Source organism: uncultured Dokdonia sp. (assembly GCF_947492815.1).
Classification (GTDB): domain Bacteria; phylum Bacteroidota; class Bacteroidia; order Flavobacteriales; family Flavobacteriaceae; genus Dokdonia.
Genome location: NZ_CANLOB010000007.1, coordinates 112,740 through 131,763 on the forward strand (window position 1 = coordinate 112,740; position 19,024 = coordinate 131,763).

A 19,024-nucleotide genomic window follows, 5' to 3' on the forward strand; every position below is an offset into this window, starting at 1 on the left:
ATGTAGGCCTGTAGTTTTATTATACTACAGTTACGTTTATTATATCAAGAATGGATATGGATTTAGAAACCATTGTTTGGGTTATCTATTCCTACTATAGGATAGAATGTAGCACCTTCTTTCAAGAGAAAGGGTTGCTAAGGTTTCACAGGGTCTAATCCCTCCACCTTTCTTGATAACTTTTCAAAATGCACTGAACTTTTATTCCTGCAAATATTGCGATTCAAAATTGGAATACACAAACTTTATGTGATATATTTTCTGTAAAATTAAACATAATCCTGTTTTATAGATAATTTTTCTATGAAACAACTTTATTTAAGAAAATTATTCAAAGAGATATTCTTTGTCATGTTAGTTAATTAATTTAAGGTTTTACAACCTTCACTTTAAAGGTTATTGAGCCCTGACATATCCTATGATTTCATAGTTTATTTGCATTGTTATTAATGTAAACAATTAGAAATCATGAAAAAAAAGAAGATCAGAAAACTACTTTTCAGAAAAGAGATGATATCACGTTTAGAACTTAGAATTGCTCGAGCAGAACGTTTATTAAAGATCAAACCTACAGAGCTAGAACATACTTGCTTCCCTGCAGAATGCAATATAGACTCTCAGGTATCATGTCATGTTTGTTATAAGAAAAAATAATATCGGATGATAAATTAAAACGAGCTTTGTATTGCTTCATAATACTGACTAGCAACTTTTTGCGCCCCTGATTGATTATAATGTACCTCATCTGCATAATCTTCATCAGTTAAAATGGTAGACATATCTACCGCAATAACCCTAGATTGTGATGTGGTTCTAATAATTGCTAGATTAGAAATAGCTTCATTAAAAGCGTCATATTCAGATTGATTCATAGCATTACTTTCTTGGAAACTAGAAGTACCAGGGGCTATTTTTTCTATGAAAATTGTTGTAGTGCTATTAGTTGCTTGTAATTTATCAATCATATGATTTAGATTCTGTATAGCAGTACCTGCAGAAATTCCTTGTATTAAATCATTTCCTCCAATACCAAGTAGCACTATATTTCCTACTACGCTTGGGTTATTAGTAAGCAACGTATCCAATCTTACTAGAGCTTCATCTATTCGATCACCACTCTTACCCTCATGTTGTGTATCAAACTGAGTTTCTTGAAAATCTGGATAAACTCTTTGGTCAATTCTACTTCCAAAAAAATCTACAACACTGTTATCATTTTTTAAAAGTTTCCACAATTCATATCTGTAACTTACAAAGTCTGTTTCGTGTCCTTCTACTCTAGAATCACCAATTGACAATATTTGAAAAGATTGTATTCTTTCAGGAAGTTCATCATCACTATTCGTACATCCTACAACAGTAAAAATGGCAATTAATAAAAGGAAATAATTTAGAGATTGTAAAGGTGTTACCTTTCTTTGAAACCATGTATTCATTAGCAATAAATTCTACACTAACTTTTTATGTTTATAGTTAGCTGTATCAACAAAATAATATTCTACACTAACTCCAGAAGAAATTAGTATCTTAATATATATCAAGTGTTTACAAAGGAATACTATATAAATTATGCACGTATAATTTTTGCATCTATTTTTTGTAGCATAATCATTATCGCACCACTGATAATATTATGTGCAAATATTATACTTGGAATCGAAATATCCAAGTAATTTCTGACAAATTTGACTCTTATAAATTATAGATTCCAGAAGAGAGATATCGATCTCCTCGATCACAAATAATAGCCACAATTACTCCTTTATCTATTTGTGCTGCAACCTTTAAAGCAACTGCTACTGAGCCTCCACTACTCATTCCTGCAAAAATACCTTCTTCCCTAGCGAGTCGTTGAGTCATTGCTGTCGCTTCTTTTTGGCTTACTTCTATCACTTGATCTACTTTACTACGGTCAAAAATACTAGGCACATATTCTGGGGACCATTTACGAATTCCAGGAATTCTAGAACCATCGGTAGGCTGACCTCCTACAATCGTAATGTCAGAGTTTTTTTCTTTAAGATATGTAGAAGTTCCCATGATCGTTCCCGTGGTTCCCATGGCTGAAACGAAATGTGTTATTTTACCCTGTGTAGCTTTCCATATTTCAGGCCCTGTCGTTGCATAATGTGCTTTCCAATTATCATCATTTCCAAATTGATTCAGCATATAATACCCTTTTTCATCTCGGTATTGATTTGCCACATCTCTAGATCCTTCAATACCTCTATCTCCTCCTGTAAGTACTATCTCTGCACCATAAGCCGCCATGGTTTGCACACGTTCTCCTGTGGCTGTTTCTGGCATGACTAAAGTAATTTTCAAATCTAATACAGACGCTACCATGGCCAATGCGATTCCTGTATTTCCACTCGTTGCTTCAACCAAATGATCGCCCTTTTTAATATCACCACGCTCTAACGCTTTTGAAATCATATTAAAAGCAGCTCTATCTTTTACACTTCCTCCAGGATTGTTTCCTTCTAATTTTAAAAAAAGTTCTACTCCTTCTTTTTGTAATAATCGTTGCGGTGCTACTAATGGCGTATTTCCTATTTGCCCTGTAATGGGATTAACTTGCATAACTGTTTCTAATTTTTGTTTTAATGGAGCTTTGATGACTTACAATAGTATTAGGAGGTATCGATTCTGCGATCCAAACATTAGCCCCAATAATACTATTTTCTCCTATCACAATATCACCTCCTAAAATGGTAGCATTTGCATAAATAGTCACATTATTCTCTATTGTAGGATGTCTTTTTGTATTTGCCAATTCCTTACTTACCTGAACACCTCCAAGTGTTACACCTTGATAAATAGACACATGATTTTTAATCACAGAGGTTTGTCCTATCACAATACCTGTAGCATGATCTATAAAAAAAGACTCTCCTATTTGAGCACCGGGATGAATATCTGTTCCTGTTACGCCGTGTGCATATTCACTCATCATACGCGGTAAGATTTGTACGCCCATATTTAATAAAACATGGCTCATTCTATAAATAGCAATCGCATAAAAACCTGGATATGCTAAGTATACTTCTTTGATGCTTGTCGCTGCTGGATCTTTATCATAAGCAGCTTGCGCATCTAGTGCTAATTTTTTATGAATTTCAGGAAACTGTCGTATAAACTCATACCATATATTTTGAGTATTTGCGTAATCTAATTGTTTGAGGATTTCAACAAATTGTTTTTTAATTTTCTGCGATTGTTCACTTTCTACATTTGTAATTTCATACAAACTATAAAATAATTCTTTTGTAAATGCTTCTACTTTACATTTCAGTCGGAGTGGCCAATTGGGTGTTGAATCCATGTGTATGTCTTTTATACTTCTTGAGCTATTGTTAGTTTTAATCCATTGAGTTGTTCTGTGATAGGTATCTGACAGCTTAATCTACTATTTTCTTGTACGTGAAATGCTTCTGCTAGCATCGCATCTTCATCGTATTCCATCTCATTAAGTTGATGATCTGACGTAATATAACATTGGCAGGAAGCACACATTGCCATACCACCACAAACACCAATGGTGCCTTCTGGAGCTAATTCGTAGGAACGAACTACCTCCATCAGATTCATTGCCATATCTGTGGGTGCCAAGACTTCGTGTTGCACACCTTCTCTATCTGTGATATATACGGTTACATCTTGCATATCTCGAATCTCTTAGACGATCGCTTTTACAATAGCTTTCGGTGCTTGCTTTTTTGTTCCATCAAATCCTTCTACACCACCAACAGTTGTGTACTTCATGACATATTTTTTATCTGGAAAAATACGCTTATAAGCACTTTGACACATTAATGTTGCTTCGTGAAAACCACAAAGAATCAACTTTAATTTACCTGGATAGGTATTTACATCTCCAATCGCATAAATTCCAGGAATATTGGTTTGATAATCTAGTGTATTATCTACTTTGATGGCATTTTTTTCTATTTCCAATCCCCAGTCTCCAATAGGGCCTAATTTTGGCGAAAGCCCAAATAACGGAATAAAATGATCGGTATCTACAATAAATGGATCTTCTCCTTTCTTCTCAACAGCTACTCCTGTTACCTGTTCTTCTCCTAGGATTCCTTTTACTTCTGCAGGCGTAATCAAATTAATCTTACCAAGATTTTTTAATTCTTGTACTTTCTCTACAGAGTCCAACGCTCCTCTAAACTCATTACGTCTATGTATTAATGTCACCTCACTTGCTACATCTGCTAGGAAGATACTCCAATCTAATGCCGAGTCACCTCCCCCTGCAATGACTACTCGTTTATCACGATAAACTTCTGGGTCTTTAATAATATACTCGACCCCATTATCTTCAAATTTAGAAAGCTCTTCTAACTGTGGTTTACGAGGCTCAAAACTCCCTAATCCACCTGCAATAGCAACGATAGGCGCATGATGTTTTGTTCCTTTATTTGTTGTCACTATAAAAGAACCGTCTTCTAATTTTGTAATGGTTTCTGCTCGCTCTCCTAAAGTAAATGATGGTTCAAAAGGCTCAATTTGTTTCATAAGATTATCTACCAAATCACCTGCTAATACATCTGGAAAACCAGGAATATCATAGATAGGTTTTTTAGGATAAATCTCTGCACATTGACCTCCTGGAATAGGCAATGCATCTATAAGGTGGCATTTTAATTTTAATAGTCCCGCTTCAAAAACAGTAAATAGTCCTGTAGGACCGGCTCCAATTATTAATATATCTGTTGTAATCATTTCTTTTAAGCTTCTTTTTTTTCTACTAATCCTTTGGTAAACTCATTTAAGGTTTCGACTTTTTCTTCAAAATCTCCTTTAATGGTCTTTCTATATTCATTTAAATTTTGAACCAGATCATCTACTTTATCTGGTATTACTTCTTCAAAAAACTGACGTAATCGTTTGGCTGTTGTGGGAGATTGACCATTGGTAGAAATGGCTATTTTCACATGTCCTTTGGTCACAATACCTCCCATATAAAAATCACAATATGGTGGATTATCAGCTACATTTACCAGTTTATCTCGCTTCCTACAATGATTATATACTTTGATGTTTACTTTGGGCTTATCTGTTGTGGCTATAACAATGTGTTTTCCTTTTAGCAACTTCTTTTTATACTTTCCATGAAGCATGGTCACTTGATGTTTTTCGGCAAGCTTAATTGTTTCTTCTCTATACATTGGAGAGATCATTGTTACTTTTGCATCTGGACTTGATTTCAATAAAAATCGCAACTTTTCTTCTGCTACATTTCCACCACCTACAATAAGCACATGAAGATTTCGCACTTTTAAAAAAACAGGATATAAGGTATTGCGTTGCTCCCCAACTGGAGTGGTTTGTGAACTATGCATAACGTAGCTGCTTTTGAGGTAATTCTTTTTCTTGAATTGTGGCAATTCTTTCAGACAATATGCTTCTATTTTCCACTACTTTTCCAATTACAATAATGGCAGGAGATGTGAGCTTTTTCTCTGCGACTACTTTTTCAATAGTTTCGATGGTACCAAAGCCAGTTTTCTCATCATCTCGTGTTCCATTTTGGATAATGGCTACGGGTATTTTTTCTTTACCCGCTTTCGCGAAAGCGGATACAATCTCACCCAATTTGCTCATTCCCATTAAGATGGCAACCGTTGCATTGGATTGTGCTGCTAGCGCAACATCTGTAGACATTTTATGGGACTTTGTTGTTCCGGTAATTACCCAAAAACTTTCTGCACTCCCGCGTTTAGTTAATGGGATTCCTTGATAAGCAGGCACTGCTAAAGCAGAAGAAATACCTGGCACCATTGCTGTTTCTATAGAGTATTCACTAACAACATCTAGCTCTTCCGCTCCTCTTCCAAAAACAAAAGGATCACCGCCTTTTAAACGCACCACATGACCGTGACTAAAAGCTCTACTAATGATCAAATCATTAATTTGTTCTTGCTGGTAGACATAACATCCTTTACGCTTCCCTACAAAAATCTTTTCGGCATTGGGAGCATAGTCTAGCAGTACTGGATTTACCAATGCATCATAGAGCACTACATCTGCCGTAGCAAGTGTCTTAATTGCTTTGATGGTGATTAAATCAGGATCTCCTGGTCCTGCACCAACCACTGTTAATTTTGCTTGTTTCATACTCCTAGTTATGATACCAGTTCTGCAACTCGGTATGCTCTTGTTTTTTGCAGAAATTGTGCTGCGTTTTTAATATAACTCGTTGCAAACTCCTGACTTGGAGCATATTCTTGAATTTGATATATCAAATCACTAAAAGAAGTTCCTAAAGGGATTTTTTCTGTATCTACATATAATTCATCAAATTGTCTTACAATGCTTGCTTGTGTATTGGTGCGTTGTCTATCTGAAATTAGAATTGCTTTTGCAGCATTAATCAACGAACTATAAGCATAATAAATAGCGTTAGAATACACCGCGTCGTTTAAAGATTGTTTTGCATTTTCGATCTTCTCTTCACACTCTAAAAAGAGTGTCTCAATAAGATCTATTACTACACCTGCGCATTCTCCTACTCCTATTGCTTTTACATATTTTTCTTCTTCTCCCCAATCGATAAAGTCTTCTTGCGTAAGATTATCTACGTTTGAAAGATCCGTTAATAATTCATAGAAATATTTTTCACCTTGCAATGCATAATATTCTTGAAACGTGGTGCCATTAGCATTTGCTTCAAAATCATTTAAAATTCTGCGTAGCGCTTCTGGCCCTCTTCTACTAGGTACTTTCACTACTTTATCTGCAAATACACCTTGTCCATTTCCATTGTTTCCTCCTCCTAAAAGTACTTGTAGTGCTGGTGCTGTCAATTTATCTTTTGTACGCACAGACATTCCCTGAAAGCCAATATTTGCCATATTGTGTTGTCCACATGCATTCATACATCCACTTATTTTGATCACCAGATCTTGGTCTTCTAAATACTGTGGGTACTCTGTTTTAAGAACACGTTCTAATTCTTCGGCAATTCCGGTACTGCTTGCAATCCCTAAATTACAGGTGTCAGTACCGGGACATGCCGTAATATCTACTGCTTTATTATATCCTACTTCTGTGAATCCAAGTTTTTTTAATTCTTTATAAAAGAATGGGATAAGCGCTTCTTTCACATAAGGAATTACAATGTTCTGACGCAATGTTAGTCGTACCTCACTTGCCGCATATTGATCTACTAAATCTGCTAGTAACCTCGCTTTATCTGTATAAAAATCTCCTAAGAGTACTTTAATACCTATTGCTACAAACCCTTCTTGTTTTTGAGGAATGATATTCGTGCTTTTCCAAAGTTCATATGCTTTTTGATCTTCTATTTGCACTTCCGGAATTGCGTTGATTTCTACGGGAACGGTAGGAGGATATGAAGTCACATCAATAGGTACAGTATGTTGTGATAATGCTTTTTGCTCAGCTTCTATCAGTTCTTTAAACCTATCTAAACCTATATCTTTTACTAAAAATTTCAAACGTGCTTTGGCTCTACTTCTTCGTTCTCCATGACGATCAAATATGCGTATCACACTTTCCATCAATGGAATGATCTTATCTGATGGTAAGAATTCATAAAACACATCTGCATGTCTAGGTTGAGACCCTAGTCCACCAGCAAGCATTACTTTAAATCCGCGTACACCATTTTCTATTTTGGCTATAAAACCTAGATCATGCATATAAGATAATCCTGTATCGCGATCTGAAGAAGAAAAAGAGACTTTAAACTTACGACCTAACTCCTGACCAATAGGATTTCTTAGAAAGAATTTAAAAATTGCATCTGCATATGGAGACACATTAAATGGTTCTTCCGGATCGATTCCTGCTAGTTCAGAAGCCGTTACATTACGCACTGCATTACCACAAGCCTCTCTCAATGTAATATCATCTTTTTCAAGCTGCGCCCATAATTCTGGTGTACGATCTAAGTCTACATAATGAATTTGAATATCCTGACGCGTAGTAATATGTAAACGTCCTCTAGAATATTCATCAGAGACATCGCTTATTCTATGTAATTGTGCACTAGACACTTTTCCATAAGGAAGTTTAATACGTATCATCTGTACACCAGGCTGACGCTGTCCGTATACACCTCTCGCTAGACGAAGACTTCTAAAACGCTCTTCGTCTATCTTTCCTTTGTGAAAAAGCTCAATCTTATCGGCAAGCTCGATAATATCTTTTTCTACCAAAGGGTTTTCTATTTCTGTTCTAAAACTTTGCATTCTTTTTCTTTTTTATAGCGCTTTCTTTCCCGAAAGACTTCGTATTACCAATAGCTTCTCATAGCATTTATAAAGCTTTGATCGTATATTATTTTACAAATCCGACACCGGCGGTCGTATTTGTATGAGCATCTATTAATATGAAGGAACCCGAAATTTTATTTTCAGTATAAGAATCATATGCTAGAGGTCTACTCATCAAGATATTTACATTTCCCACTTCATTAAGCTTTAAGGAATTTGCAGTGATATCTTCTCCTGAAAAATCGGTATGTATCACTCCTGACACTCCTTTTATTTTTGCTAAAATTCTATTACTTCCACTTTGCAAAAAGTATTGTGTCCCTGGTTGTAATTCTTTTGTATCCATCCAGCATACTTTTGCTTCTAATTGTTTTCCTACATTAGGTCTTTCAGCATTTTTGACAATCATGTCACCTCTACTAATATTTAGATCGTCTTCTAATGTAATTGTACACGAACTCCCTCTACCTGCTTTATCAAACTTTTGATCAAAAAAGTAAATCTCTTTGACACGAGAAGTTGTTAATGATGGAAGTACTGTAATCTCATCCCCTACTTCAAGGTCGTCTCCATAAATCTTTCCTGCATACCCTCTAAAATCATGAAAGTGGGTTTGCTTTGGACGAATTACCATTTGCACTGGAAAACGCATATGGGACTGCTCATATACATCTTGTGCTTCTAATCCTTCTAAATGATCTAGCAGTGTATTTCCAGAATACCATGGCGTATTTTCTGAAGTTGCAACCACATTATCTCCCAATAATGCACTCACAGGAATAAACGTAATGTTTTGTTCCTTGTACTCGCTTTTAGCAATCATTTCTTGAAAATCTGCTTTGATTTCTTCATAAATGGATTCAGAAAAATCAACCAAATCCATTTTATTAATTGCTACAATAATGTCTTTAACGCGCAACAGGTTATTGATAAAGAAATGACGATACGTTTGTTCTATCACTCCTTTACGTGCATCTACTAAAATGATAGATGCTTGTGATGTAGAAGCTCCCGTCACCATATTACGTGTATACTCAATATGCCCTGGGGTATCTGCGACGATATAACTTTTTGTTTTTGACGAAAAATAAATATGCGCAACATCAATGGTAATTCCTTGTTCCCTCTCTGCTACAAGTCCATCTGTAGCTAAAGAGAAATCTAAATAATCAAATCCATTTGCTTTGCTTTTTGCTTCAATCGCTTCTAACTTATCTGTAGTTAAAGATTGTGTATCATAAAGGATACGACCGATGAGTGTACTTTTTCCGTCATCTACACTTCCTGCTGTTGCTATTTTTAATACTTCCATGGCTTCCCACCTAACCTCCCAAAGGGAGGAATTTTCACTCCTGTGGTTTAGAGCTGTTTTAATTAGTACTCTTTTATTCTTTATACGCTTTAACGTTTCACTTTGTCTTTGGTCATGAATCTCGCTAGCTCGATTTCGCGAAAGCGTATACAATAATCATCTTATATTCCCCTTTGGGGTTAGGGGATTTAGAAATACCCTTGTTGTTTCCGTTTTTCCATTGCGGCTTCAGATCGTTTATCATCTATTCGAGCGCCTCTTTCAGAAATTGTAGAGGCTCTTATTTCTTCTACTACTTTTTCTAATGTTACCGCGTCAGAAAGTACTGCTGCAGTACATGACATATCTCCTACGGTTCTAAAACGAACCAATCGTTCCTCAACTACCTCATCTTCTTCTCTATATACGGCGTCATCGGCAGACCAGATCATTCCATCTCTCACAAATGTCTTGCGGGTATGTGCAAAATAAATAGATGGAATTTCTATTTTTTCTTTTGCTATATAACTCCAAACATCTAACTCTGTCCAGTTACTTATGGGAAAGACGCGTACATTCTGTCCTAAACTTATTTTTCCATTAAGATGATCAAAAAGTTCTGGACGTTGATTTTTTTCATCCCATTGCCCAAAATCATCACGTACAGAAAAAATACGTTCTTTAGCTCTTGCTTTTTCTTCATCGCGTCGCGCTCCTCCAATGGCAGCATCAAACTTAAACTCTTCTAATGCATCTAATAAAGTCGTGGTCTGAAGACTATTACGACTTGCATATTTCCCTTTTTCTTCAATCACTTTCCCTTGGTCTATAGAATCTTGCACATATCTCACAATTAATTCTACACCCAACTCTTTTACGAGTTTATCTCTAAAAGCAATGGTTTCTGGAAAATTATGCCCTGTATCGATATGCAATAATGGAAATGGGATTTTTGAAGGGTAAAATGCTTTTTGAGCTAATCTCACCAATGTAATGGAGTCTTTCCCTCCAGAAAAAAGAAGTACTGGTTTCTCAAATTGAGCCACTACTTCTCTAAATATATAAATAGCTTCACTCTCTAAAGGGTTTATCGCAAGAGTTGCTGTATTGTTATGTGTTTCTATAGCTTCCAAGGGGTCTATTGTATTTCTATCTTTTGTTACTAATTCCATGTGTCTTTTAGCTTAATTACTGTGTAATCCACACTCACGGTGCTCTAACACTTTAGTAGGATCAAAATAATTGAACTCATTAGGCAATACATTCTCTTCTAGGTATACGTCTAATTCTGTATCACTGTAGTAATAAAACGGACTTACTTTAATGACGTTGTTTTTATCTAAACTTACAATGTCTAATGAATCACGTAAAGCCGTTTGTCCTTTTCGAAGATTGGTAAACCATACATCTGGTTGTAGTTCACTCATGGCTCTTTTAAAAGGCTCGAGTTTTACTTGCTCTGTAAAAACAACATGATTAGGATCATCTATTTCTGGAATACCAAGTGTAACAGCACGATGTGCCACGGTTTGTTTAGGCACGTATAATTGTATATTGAGTTGTAGTTTTTCTATAACAGATTCTGCGTGCATATAGGTTGCAGGCGTATTATAGCCAGAATCACACCATACCACAGGAATTGTAGGATTGGCATTTACACAAGCATATAAGATAGCTGCTTCATAAGGTCTGAAATTGGTCGTCACAATAGGATTCTTCCCATATGCTATAGCCCATTTACAAATCTCTAAAGGTGTTTTATCTCTTAATTGCAGATTAATTTCTGTTAATTCTTCTGTTGTCATATTCCTTATTTCTACTTGTGTTTAACTATTTACCCCATTTTATAAGATTCCAGATACGCTCATGAAAAAAGTATAAGATCATTTTTGTTACAAAATCTATAGAAGCTATAGATGTCGCAATTCCTATTTCTCCTGTAAGGATGTATGAAATTAATAGTGTATCTAATGTTCCTATGAATCTCCAACTTAATGCCTTTACAACACTTCGAATAGGTTTCTCTGAAGATTTCACCTCTTTATAAGGAGTTTCTTTTGCTTTATTTTTCGCTAAAATAAATTGATCTAAAATCATATATTTAATTTAAATACCTATTATCCTATCGGATTACTAGGATAATAGATTTACAAATTTAAAATTTATAGTCATACACTTTATAAAAACCTTATTTTTTTTATGTTAAAGTTTAAAAAATTATATGCTAACTAATGCTTTTTCAACATCTTGGATGATATCTTGCACATGTTCTAACCCCACAGAAATACGAATGAGACCATCTGTAATTCCTACAGCTTGTCGTTCTTCTACACTTAATTTTCCGTGTGTTGTACTCGCTGGATGACTCACAATCGTTCTAGTGTCTCCAAGATTTGCCGTAAGTGAACACATCTCTATAGCGTTTAGAAATGTCCGTCCACTTTCTAAGCCTCCTTCTATTTCTATCGTGACGATATTTCCGCCTAATTTCATTTGTTTTTGTGCAAGCTCAAATTGTGGATGCGATGGCAAAAAGGGATATCTTACCTGCTTCACTCTAGGATGTTTCTCTAATTGTTTTGCAAGTGCTATTGCATTTTCACAGTGCTTCTCTACTCGCACAGCGAGTGTTTCTAAACTTTTAGAGAGCGTCCACGCATTAAATGGCGACAACGCAGGCCCTGTAATACGTGCAAATCTATAGATCGTGTCTATAAGTCCTGCAGATCCTACTGTAATTCCACCCATCACACGTCCTTGTCCATCTAGTAATTTTGTTGCTGAGTGAATCACTATATCTGCTCCCCACTTGATAGGTTGTTGCAAATACGGGGTCGCAAAACAATTATCTACAATAAAAATCAGGTTATGCTTTCGCGAAAGCGTACTAAGCAAGGCTAAATCCACAATATCTGTTGCTGGATTTGTAGGAGACTCTACATATAAAATTTTTGTTTCTGGTTGAATCAACGATTCAATACCCTCCAAATCATTCACATCAAAATAGGTATGCGAAATATCCCATTTAGGGAAATACTTTGTGAATAATGTGTGCGTATTTCCAAAAATAGAACGTGCCGAAAGCACGTGATCTCCGCTATCTAACAACGCAGCAAACGTGCTAAAAATAGCTGACATTCCTGTCGCAAATGCATGTCCTGCTTCTGCTCCTTCTAGCAAACACATTTTTTGCACTAATTCATGGTTATTTGGATTTGTATATCTGCTATAGATATTACGTTGTTTCTCTTCGGCAAAAGAGGCTCTCATCTCTTCGGCATCATCAAACACAAAGCTTGAGGTTAGATATACTGGCACCGAATGCTCTTGATGTTGAGAACGTTCTGATTGTGTACGTATTGCCTGTGTTTCTGGGTGTATATATGTCATTAGTAGGATTCTTAGTATGTATTAATTATTAGATTGTGCTACTTTTAAGATATCTCCAAAAACTCCTCGGGCTGTTACCGCAGCACCAGCACCAGCACCTTGAATAACCATAGGATGATCACCATAAGACTCTGTGTAAATTTCAAATATAGAGTCTGACCCTTTTACTTGTCCTAACGAACTATCTTCTGGTACTGATACTAATTGCACATCCAACATTCCTTTATCTTGAGATAAATCACCATGTAAATCTCCAACATAACGGAGTACATGTCCTTCTGGTTGTGTCTCTTTTATTTTTGTAAAAATTGCATCAAATTCCTGTATGCTTCCAATAAATTCTTGGGCGGTTCCCTCTCGCAAGTGCGCTGGAATTAAATTATGAATTGTAATATCTTCAAATTCATTTTTCAGATCTAATTCTCTAGCAAGCACTAATAATTTTCTAGCCACATCATTCCCACATAAATCTTCTCTTGGATCTGGCTCTGTAAACCCATTATCCATTGCTTCTTTTAGCACGTCACTAAAAGGTCTGTTTTCTTTTGAAAAAGTATTAAACAGATAACTCAATGAGCCTGAAAAAATGCCTTTTATTCGGGTAATATTTTCTCCTGAAAGATGGAGTAATTTAATCGTTTCAATAAGAGGCAAGCCAGCACCCACATTTGTTTCATATAAATAGTGCTTCTGGTGGTTTTCTAGGGTTGATCTAAGTGATTTATAGAATGCATAATCAACTGTATTAGCTACTTTATTAGAAGATACCAAATCAAACCCATGGGATACTAAGTGTTTATAATTGTATACAAAATCTTTACTAGCCGTATTATCTATAGCAATTACGTTTTCCAGATGATGCTTATCTGCATATTGTATAATATCATCTAGTGTATAAGGTAGGCCTTCCTCTTGTAGTGTCGTTTTCCATTGATGATCAACTCCGTTGTTACTTAGAAACGCTTTTTTTGAATTGGCGATTGCAAAAATATTTAAATAAATACCCTTTCTTTTTTCTATTTCATTCCTAGACGCTAGTATTTGATCAATCAATGTCCCTCCTACTAGACCATGTCCAAATATGGCAAGATTGATTGTTTTTGCAACTCCATATATCTCTCCATGAATCACATTGAGTGTTTTATGTAATTGTTTTTTAAGAACAACTACACTTACATTTTTCCCTGTTGCAGTATTATTAACTAACAACGGAACAATCTGATTTTTAATTAGTCTATTATACGGTTTATGAAACGTACTTAAGTCTTGTCCTATAATAGAAACAACCGACACATCATCTTTGATTGTGATCGCACTTACATCTTTTTTATAGATATCGGTTTTGAATTCTTCTGCTAGTACTTTTTTTGCCTTGGAAGCATTAGTGCTATTTACGATTAATCCAATACCTCTTTCGGAAGATCCTTGTGAAATAATACTAATACTTATATTTTCATTTGCCAATGCTTGAAAGATTCTAGCATCTACCCCTACACGACCTAAAAGTCCTCTTCCTTCTAAGCTAATAAGAGCTACATTTTCTAATACCGATAGTTTTTTAATACCCTCTTCACTTTCTTCAGAAGTAATCAATGTACCTTCATTTTCTGGATCAAATGTATTTAGGATACGTAAGGGTATTTTCTTTTCTACAAGTGGAATAATCGTTTTAGCATGCAACACATTTGCACCAAAATGGGCTAACTCATTAGCCTCATCAAAAGATAGTTTTTTAATCTTTTTAGCATCGGTAACTAGATCTGGATTTGCCGTATAAATACCATCTACATGCGTAAAATTCTGAAGCTCTTCTGCATCTAAAAAACTAGCTAACAAGGAAGCTGTATAATTACTTCCATTTCTTCCTAGGGTTGTTGTTTCATTATTACTGTTGGATGCTATAAAACCAGTTACAACATTTACGGTCGTACCATTATATTTTTTAAAATGGGCTTGTACCTTTTCTTTAGACACACTGTCTATAGGTTGTGCATTTCCAAATTGATCATCAGTAATAATTAAGGATCTACTATCTGTAAAATGAGCATTGACTCCTTTTTGTTTTAATAATGCTGTGACTACTCTTGCAGAAAGTAATTCTCCATGAGAGAGTACCTTGTCTTTAATTTTTTCGCTATAATCTCCCAATAAAGAAACACCTTCAAAAAGAGCATCTAGGGCATGAAATTCTTCTTGAGCATCTAGGGCTTTATACCCTTGAAGCTGATAGTTTTTAAATGCTTCTAATTGTACTTTATAATTTTCATTTTTAGAAGCTTTTTCTAAAATTTCTTCAAGCTCGTCTGTAGAAGTTCCTCTTGCCGAAAGCACAACGGTGATTGCCTCCCCTCTTTTAGCCTTCTTCTCGATGATATCTATTACAGTTTGGATTCCTTTACCGTTAGCCAGCGATTTTCCTCCAAATTTTAAAATTTTCATTTTGATATTTTGTATTAAAAATAGTTGTCAATATGTTGTTTAGTTGATCATATTCTATAAGGAAAGCATCATGCCCATGAATAGATTGTATTTCGTGATAATAACTTTGTACACCCACACTTTTCAATAATTGATGTGTATTGTAAATAGGCGCTGGATAAAATAGACCATCAGAATCTATCGCTACAAGATGTACAGTACTTTTGATTGTTTTTAAAAGATGATGTATTTCTGATCTTCCTTTTGTAATAGAAGCGGTACCTAGCAAATGGTTCATCAGTTTATAAGTGGCTAATTCAAAACGTTCTTCCAATCGTTTTCCATGATGTAACAACCAACTCTCAACATTATAAATTCCTTTTTCAGAGTGAACAGATCTATTAAATTTAGCTGTAAATGAAGCTGCTGTTCTATAAAAAGTCATGGCATGCATACGCGCATCATGAATAGGTTTTTCGGAATTGCATAATATCTGCTCTTGTATTGCACATTGCGCGATCACCCAATCAGTTGCTTTCCAATCGGTTGCGACGGGAATAAGATATTCTATTAATTCTGGAGCTTCCATAGCAAGTTCCCAAAGAATTTGCCCTCCCAAAGAACCTCCTATGGCTGCATATAATGATTTGATATTTAAAAAATTAAGCACTTCTAATTGTACTCTTGCGATGTCGCGGTTATGAAACTCTTTGTATGCTGCGATTAAATTTTCAGGATTTCCATCAAACCCGTTACCAGGGATATCAATTGACAAGACCGTATAATATGCTGTATCAATGACCTTATTTTTTCCTATAAGATTATTCCACCAACCGTCTTCTCCAGTTACAGAAGAATTTCCCGTAAGGGCATGATTTACCAGAACTACTGGAGCAGTACCTAATTCCTTACCGAATACCTGATAGGTCACTGTAAGATTAATACTATATCCAGTATCTGTTTGGAAAGATGGAATAAAAAGACTTTTTATCATAGCTCATATGTGCATAAAGCAGGAACTCTTCTAACAATCACAAAGAGTTCCTACTTAACCAACTAACAAATAATTACACTAAAACTCTTTTAGCCACTTTAGCAAAGGCCGCTATGAGATCTTCTTTTAAATCTTCTATATCTTCAAGACCCACCGAAAGACGGATCAGATCATTTGTCACACCTGTACTCTCTTGTTGCTCTACCGTGAGTTGTTGATGTGTTGTGCTTGCAGGATGAATAATAAGAGATTTACTATCCCCTATATTTGCCAATAATGAGAACAATTCCGTCTCATTTGCAATAGTTTTTGCACTTTCAAACCCACCTTTTACACCAAAAGTAACAATACCGCTTTGCCCATTAGGAAGATATACATCTGCAAGATATTTATAAGCACTACTTTCCAATCCTGGATAATTTACCCATGCTACTTCATCTTGTGTTTGTAACCATTGCGCGAGTGCTAATGCATTTTCAGAATGTTTTTTCAAACGAATTTCTAAGGTTTCTAATCCTTGTAGAATTTGAAATGCATTAAATGGACTTAACGCAGCACCATGATCTCGAAGACCTTCAATACGCACTTTGGCAATAAAAGCTGCTTCGGCTAATGCCTCGTGATATACGAGGCCGTGATATCCAGCAGAAGGTTCCGTAAATTCTGGAAATTTTCCGTTACCCCAGTCAAAGTTTCCTGCATCTATAATCACACCACCTAGAGCAGTTCCGTTACCATTTATGTATTTTGTAAGCGAATGAATCACAATATCAGCTCCATATTCAATAGGATTCAGTAATGCAGGAGTTGCTACCGTATTATCTACGATGAATGGTACTTTATACGCTTTCGCGAAAGCGGAAATACCTTTTAAATCTAGTACATCTAGTTTAGGATTCCCTAATGATTCTACAAAAAATGCTCTTGTATTTTCTTGTGCAGCATTTTCAAAACTTTCAGGATCAGACGGATCTACAAATGTGGTTGTGATTCCAAATCGAGGAAGTGTCACACTCAATAAATTATACGTCCCACCATACAAACTACTAGATGCCACAATATGATCTCCTTGCTTTAATAAAGTCAATAAAGTTGTATTGATAGCAGCCGTTCCTGATGCTGTTACGACAGCGGCAAGTCCTCCTTCTATTTCGGCAAGGCGTTTTTCCAAAATATCATTAGTAGGATTATTGAGTCGGGTGTAAATAAATCCTGGCTCTGAGAGATTAAACAGATTTGCTGCATGATCTGCATCTTTAAAAACGTAGGCTGTACTTTGATAAATAGGGACCGCTCGAGTTCCTCCATTGGCTGCATAATCATGTCCTGCGTGCAACGCTTTCGTCGCTAATTTTTTTGTACTCATTTTTCTTTTTTTTGAGTTTAATAATTGCCAAATCACTTCGTGTGAATAGATTAAAAACAAAAGCTTAACATTTCGCTTTCGCGAAATACCTACAAGAAAAATATTATAAGAAAAACATAAGCTACGCCACTGGCGTGTCTCGATGTTATCTATCCTCAAGTTTCGGTAATGAGCGATTCTTGGGTAGAATGTAGCACCTTCTTTCTAAGTGAAAGGGTTGCTAAGGCTTCGTCGGGTCATTTCCCTCAGCCTTTCTTGATAACATTTCAATAAGTTGTTGAACTTTGTGAGTGCAAATATTGCAATACAAAAATGAACTTTCCAAATTTTAAATGAAAAATTTTCTAAAAAAATCAATTATTTCAATTTAAACAGATGTTTTTTCTATAATAAATTAAAAACATAGATTTATAAACATGTATTCTATATACTCTATATCACGAACGAATTACAATAAAAAAGCTCATCGCTAAACATTTCAAAATTTCACTCAAAATTAACTATTCTTATTTAGAATAAATAAGAATAATTTTCTTACTTTGACAAAAGAAGTTACAATTCTTTCGCATATGAAGACAGCACATCTTGAAGAAATAGCAATTGTTGATCAAAATATCATCAATAGAAAAACGCAAAAAATATTAGCAAACGAACCTTGGCCTGTTGATGAAACTAAAAAAGAAGGGCTTAAAAAAACCATAGAAGCTTTATTAGATTTAGCGCAATATGCACCTTATCATTACAAAATACAAGAAGACTATTATACGAATAGTAAACTTACTTCCTGTGTACCTTGGCGTTTTTATGTGTTAGATACTAAAGCCTGTCGAAATTTATATACTCATATTAAAAATCCGAATATAAAAAAGGATAAAATACGTGATATGTTGGGAGCTGCAGATGCCTTATTAATGGTTACTTGGTTACCCCATCCTTCTAGAAAAGACATAAAAAACCCCAATCCAGAAAGGGATTTTGAACCTATTCCCTTTGAAGGTAATGGTGTAAATATGGAGCATATTGCAGCAGCATCTTGTGCTATCCAAAATGTTTTGATAGGTGCAACAGCAAGGAATATTCCCAATTATTGGTCTTCAGGAGGTAAATTAAGAGATAAAGCCGCCAGAGACTATTTAAAAATTCCATTGGAAGAGGTCCTATTAGGAGCTATTTTCTTATTTCCAGAAGATGCTCAAGAAAGGCAAGCCACCATCATTCCGGGAGCAAAAAGACATGACGGAAAAGAAAAAACCACTTGGAGCACTTGGTTAGATCTAGATTCTTAAATCCATATAGCATAAGAAGAATAGCAA

17 protein-coding genes and 2 riboswitches are annotated in these 19,024 nt (G+C 35.4%); of the genes, 1 reads left to right on the forward strand and 16 read right to left on the reverse strand.

Translation table 11 applies throughout. From position 1 onward, the window contains the following. Positions 1–78: 78 nt before the first annotated feature. A riboswitch (SAM riboswitch) is annotated at positions 79–182 on the reverse strand. A gap of 486 nt (positions 183–668) precedes the next feature. From Q1A01_RS09270 to Q1A01_RS09345, 16 genes are all read right to left on the reverse strand, one after another. Continuing rightward, complete coding sequence (locus tag Q1A01_RS09270; RefSeq protein ID WP_299679357.1) at positions 669–1,436, reverse strand: GDSL-type esterase/lipase family protein; 768 nt, start codon at positions 1,434–1,436, stop codon at positions 669–671. Positions 1,437–1,692: 256 nt separating this feature from the next. Continuing rightward, positions 1,693–2,583 (reverse strand): cysteine synthase CysM, encoded by an 891-nt coding sequence (gene cysM, locus Q1A01_RS09275; protein ID WP_299679359.1) that lies wholly within the window; start codon positions 2,581–2,583, stop codon positions 1,693–1,695. After that, complete coding sequence (gene epsC / locus Q1A01_RS09280; RefSeq protein ID WP_299679362.1) at positions 2,573–3,325, reverse strand: serine O-acetyltransferase EpsC; 753 nt, start codon at positions 3,323–3,325, stop codon at positions 2,573–2,575. The genes cysM and epsC overlap by 11 nt, the downstream gene beginning before the upstream one ends. Positions 3,326–3,336: 11 nt before the next feature. Then, complete coding sequence (locus Q1A01_RS09285; RefSeq protein ID WP_299679365.1) at positions 3,337–3,666, reverse strand: 2Fe-2S iron-sulfur cluster-binding protein; 330 nt, start codon at positions 3,664–3,666, stop codon at positions 3,337–3,339. Between the two features lie 12 nt (positions 3,667–3,678). Beyond that, on the reverse strand, positions 3,679–4,734 hold the full coding sequence (locus Q1A01_RS09290; protein ID WP_299679368.1) for an NAD(P)/FAD-dependent oxidoreductase: 1,056 nt from the start codon (positions 4,732–4,734) through the stop codon (positions 3,679–3,681). 5 nt (positions 4,735–4,739) lie between these two features. Next, positions 4,740–5,354 carry a bifunctional precorrin-2 dehydrogenase/sirohydrochlorin ferrochelatase gene (locus Q1A01_RS09295; protein WP_299679371.1) on the reverse strand — a complete coding sequence of 205 codons (615 nt, stop codon included), beginning with the start codon at positions 5,352–5,354 and terminating at the stop codon, positions 4,740–4,742. Next, positions 5,347–6,129, reverse strand: coding sequence for a uroporphyrinogen-III C-methyltransferase (gene cobA, locus Q1A01_RS09300; protein ID WP_299679374.1), 783 nt, complete (start codon positions 6,127–6,129; stop codon positions 5,347–5,349). The genes Q1A01_RS09295 and cobA overlap by 8 nt, the downstream gene beginning before the upstream one ends. A gap of 8 nt (positions 6,130–6,137) precedes the next feature. Continuing rightward, positions 6,138–8,228: a HEPN domain-containing protein gene (locus Q1A01_RS09305; protein WP_299679376.1), complete on the reverse strand. Its 2,091-nt coding sequence runs from the start codon at positions 8,226–8,228 to the stop codon at positions 6,138–6,140. Between the two features lie 88 nt (positions 8,229–8,316). Next, positions 8,317–9,564, reverse strand: a complete 1,248-nt coding sequence (locus Q1A01_RS09310; RefSeq protein WP_299679379.1) for a GTP-binding protein — start codon at positions 9,562–9,564, stop codon at positions 8,317–8,319. Between the two features lie 188 nt (positions 9,565–9,752). Further along, the gene (cysD, locus tag Q1A01_RS09315; RefSeq protein ID WP_229746946.1) at positions 9,753–10,715 is read right to left on the reverse strand and encodes a sulfate adenylyltransferase subunit CysD; all 963 of its coding nucleotides are present in this window, start codon (positions 10,713–10,715) and stop codon (positions 9,753–9,755) included. A gap of 12 nt (positions 10,716–10,727) precedes the next feature. After that, positions 10,728–11,348: a phosphoadenosine phosphosulfate reductase family protein gene (locus Q1A01_RS09320; RefSeq protein ID WP_299679386.1), complete on the reverse strand. Its 621-nt coding sequence runs from the start codon at positions 11,346–11,348 to the stop codon at positions 10,728–10,730. 25 nt (positions 11,349–11,373) lie between these two features. Beyond that, complete coding sequence (locus Q1A01_RS09325) at positions 11,374–11,640, reverse strand: DUF2061 domain-containing protein (RefSeq protein ID WP_299679389.1); 267 nt, start codon at positions 11,638–11,640, stop codon at positions 11,374–11,376. Between the two features lie 120 nt (positions 11,641–11,760). Then, positions 11,761–12,933, reverse strand: coding sequence for an aminotransferase class I/II-fold pyridoxal phosphate-dependent enzyme (locus tag Q1A01_RS09330; protein ID WP_299679392.1), 1,173 nt, complete (start codon positions 12,931–12,933; stop codon positions 11,761–11,763). A gap of 21 nt (positions 12,934–12,954) precedes the next feature. Continuing rightward, positions 12,955–15,372, reverse strand: coding sequence for a bifunctional aspartate kinase/homoserine dehydrogenase I (gene thrA, locus Q1A01_RS09335; RefSeq protein WP_299679395.1), 2,418 nt, complete (start codon positions 15,370–15,372; stop codon positions 12,955–12,957). Beyond that, a complete protein-coding gene (locus tag Q1A01_RS09340) occupies positions 15,335–16,345 on the reverse strand; it encodes an alpha/beta fold hydrolase (protein ID WP_299679398.1) in 1,011 nt (336 codons plus the stop codon). Before Q1A01_RS09340 ends, thrA begins: the two co-directional genes overlap by 38 nt. Before the next feature lie 73 nt (positions 16,346–16,418). Continuing rightward, positions 16,419–17,711, reverse strand: a complete 1,293-nt coding sequence (locus tag Q1A01_RS09345; RefSeq protein ID WP_299679401.1) for an O-acetylhomoserine aminocarboxypropyltransferase/cysteine synthase family protein — start codon at positions 17,709–17,711, stop codon at positions 16,419–16,421. 142 nt (positions 17,712–17,853) lie between these two features. Continuing rightward, a riboswitch (SAM riboswitch) is annotated at positions 17,854–17,976 on the reverse strand. A gap of 304 nt (positions 17,977–18,280) precedes the next feature. On the opposite strand from Q1A01_RS09345, the gene Q1A01_RS09350 reads away from it, so the two are divergent. After that, positions 18,281–18,997 (forward strand): hypothetical protein, encoded by a 717-nt coding sequence (locus tag Q1A01_RS09350; protein WP_299679404.1) that lies wholly within the window; start codon positions 18,281–18,283, stop codon positions 18,995–18,997. Positions 18,998–19,024: the final 27 nt, after the last annotated feature.

Bases quoted from the DNA above. Each gene is read 5' to 3' on its own strand.
- Q1A01_RS09290 (WP_299679368.1), bottom strand. From the start codon at position 4,734: ATGATTACAACAGATATATTAATAATTGGAGCCGGTCCTACAGGACTA.
- Q1A01_RS09330 (WP_299679392.1), bottom strand. From the start codon at position 12,933: ATGACATATATACACCCAGAAACACAGGCAATACGTACACAATCAGAA.
- Q1A01_RS09320 (WP_299679386.1), bottom strand. From the start codon at position 11,348: ATGACAACAGAAGAATTAACAGAAATTAATCTGCAATTAAGAGATAAA.
- cysM (WP_299679359.1), bottom strand. From the start codon at position 2,583: ATGCAAGTTAATCCCATTACAGGGCAAATAGGAAATACGCCATTAGTA.
- epsC (WP_299679362.1), bottom strand. From the start codon at position 3,325: ATGGATTCAACACCCAATTGGCCACTCCGACTGAAATGTAAAGTAGAA.
- Q1A01_RS09305 (WP_299679376.1), bottom strand. From the start codon at position 8,228: ATGCAAAGTTTTAGAACAGAAATAGAAAACCCTTTGGTAGAAAAAGAT.
- Q1A01_RS09350 (WP_299679404.1), top strand. From the start codon at position 18,281: ATGAAGACAGCACATCTTGAAGAAATAGCAATTGTTGATCAAAATATC.
- Q1A01_RS09285 (WP_299679365.1), bottom strand. From the start codon at position 3,666: ATGCAAGATGTAACCGTATATATCACAGATAGAGAAGGTGTGCAACAC.
- Q1A01_RS09325 (WP_299679389.1), bottom strand. From the start codon at position 11,640: ATGATTTTAGATCAATTTATTTTAGCGAAAAATAAAGCAAAAGAAACT.
- cysD (WP_229746946.1), bottom strand. From the start codon at position 10,715: ATGGAATTAGTAACAAAAGATAGAAATACAATAGACCCCTTGGAAGCT.
- Q1A01_RS09345 (WP_299679401.1), bottom strand. From the start codon at position 17,711: ATGAGTACAAAAAAATTAGCGACGAAAGCGTTGCACGCAGGACATGAT.
- Q1A01_RS09310 (WP_299679379.1), bottom strand. From the start codon at position 9,564: ATGGAAGTATTAAAAATAGCAACAGCAGGAAGTGTAGATGACGGAAAA.
- Q1A01_RS09340 (WP_299679398.1), bottom strand. From the start codon at position 16,345: ATGATAAAAAGTCTTTTTATTCCATCTTTCCAAACAGATACTGGATAT.
- thrA (WP_299679395.1), bottom strand. From the start codon at position 15,372: ATGAAAATTTTAAAATTTGGAGGAAAATCGCTGGCTAACGGTAAAGGA.
- cobA (WP_299679374.1), bottom strand. From the start codon at position 6,129: ATGAAACAAGCAAAATTAACAGTGGTTGGTGCAGGACCAGGAGATCCT.
- Q1A01_RS09295 (WP_299679371.1), bottom strand. From the start codon at position 5,354: ATGCATAGTTCACAAACCACTCCAGTTGGGGAGCAACGCAATACCTTA.
- Q1A01_RS09270 (WP_299679357.1), bottom strand. From the start codon at position 1,436: ATGAATACATGGTTTCAAAGAAAGGTAACACCTTTACAATCTCTAAAT.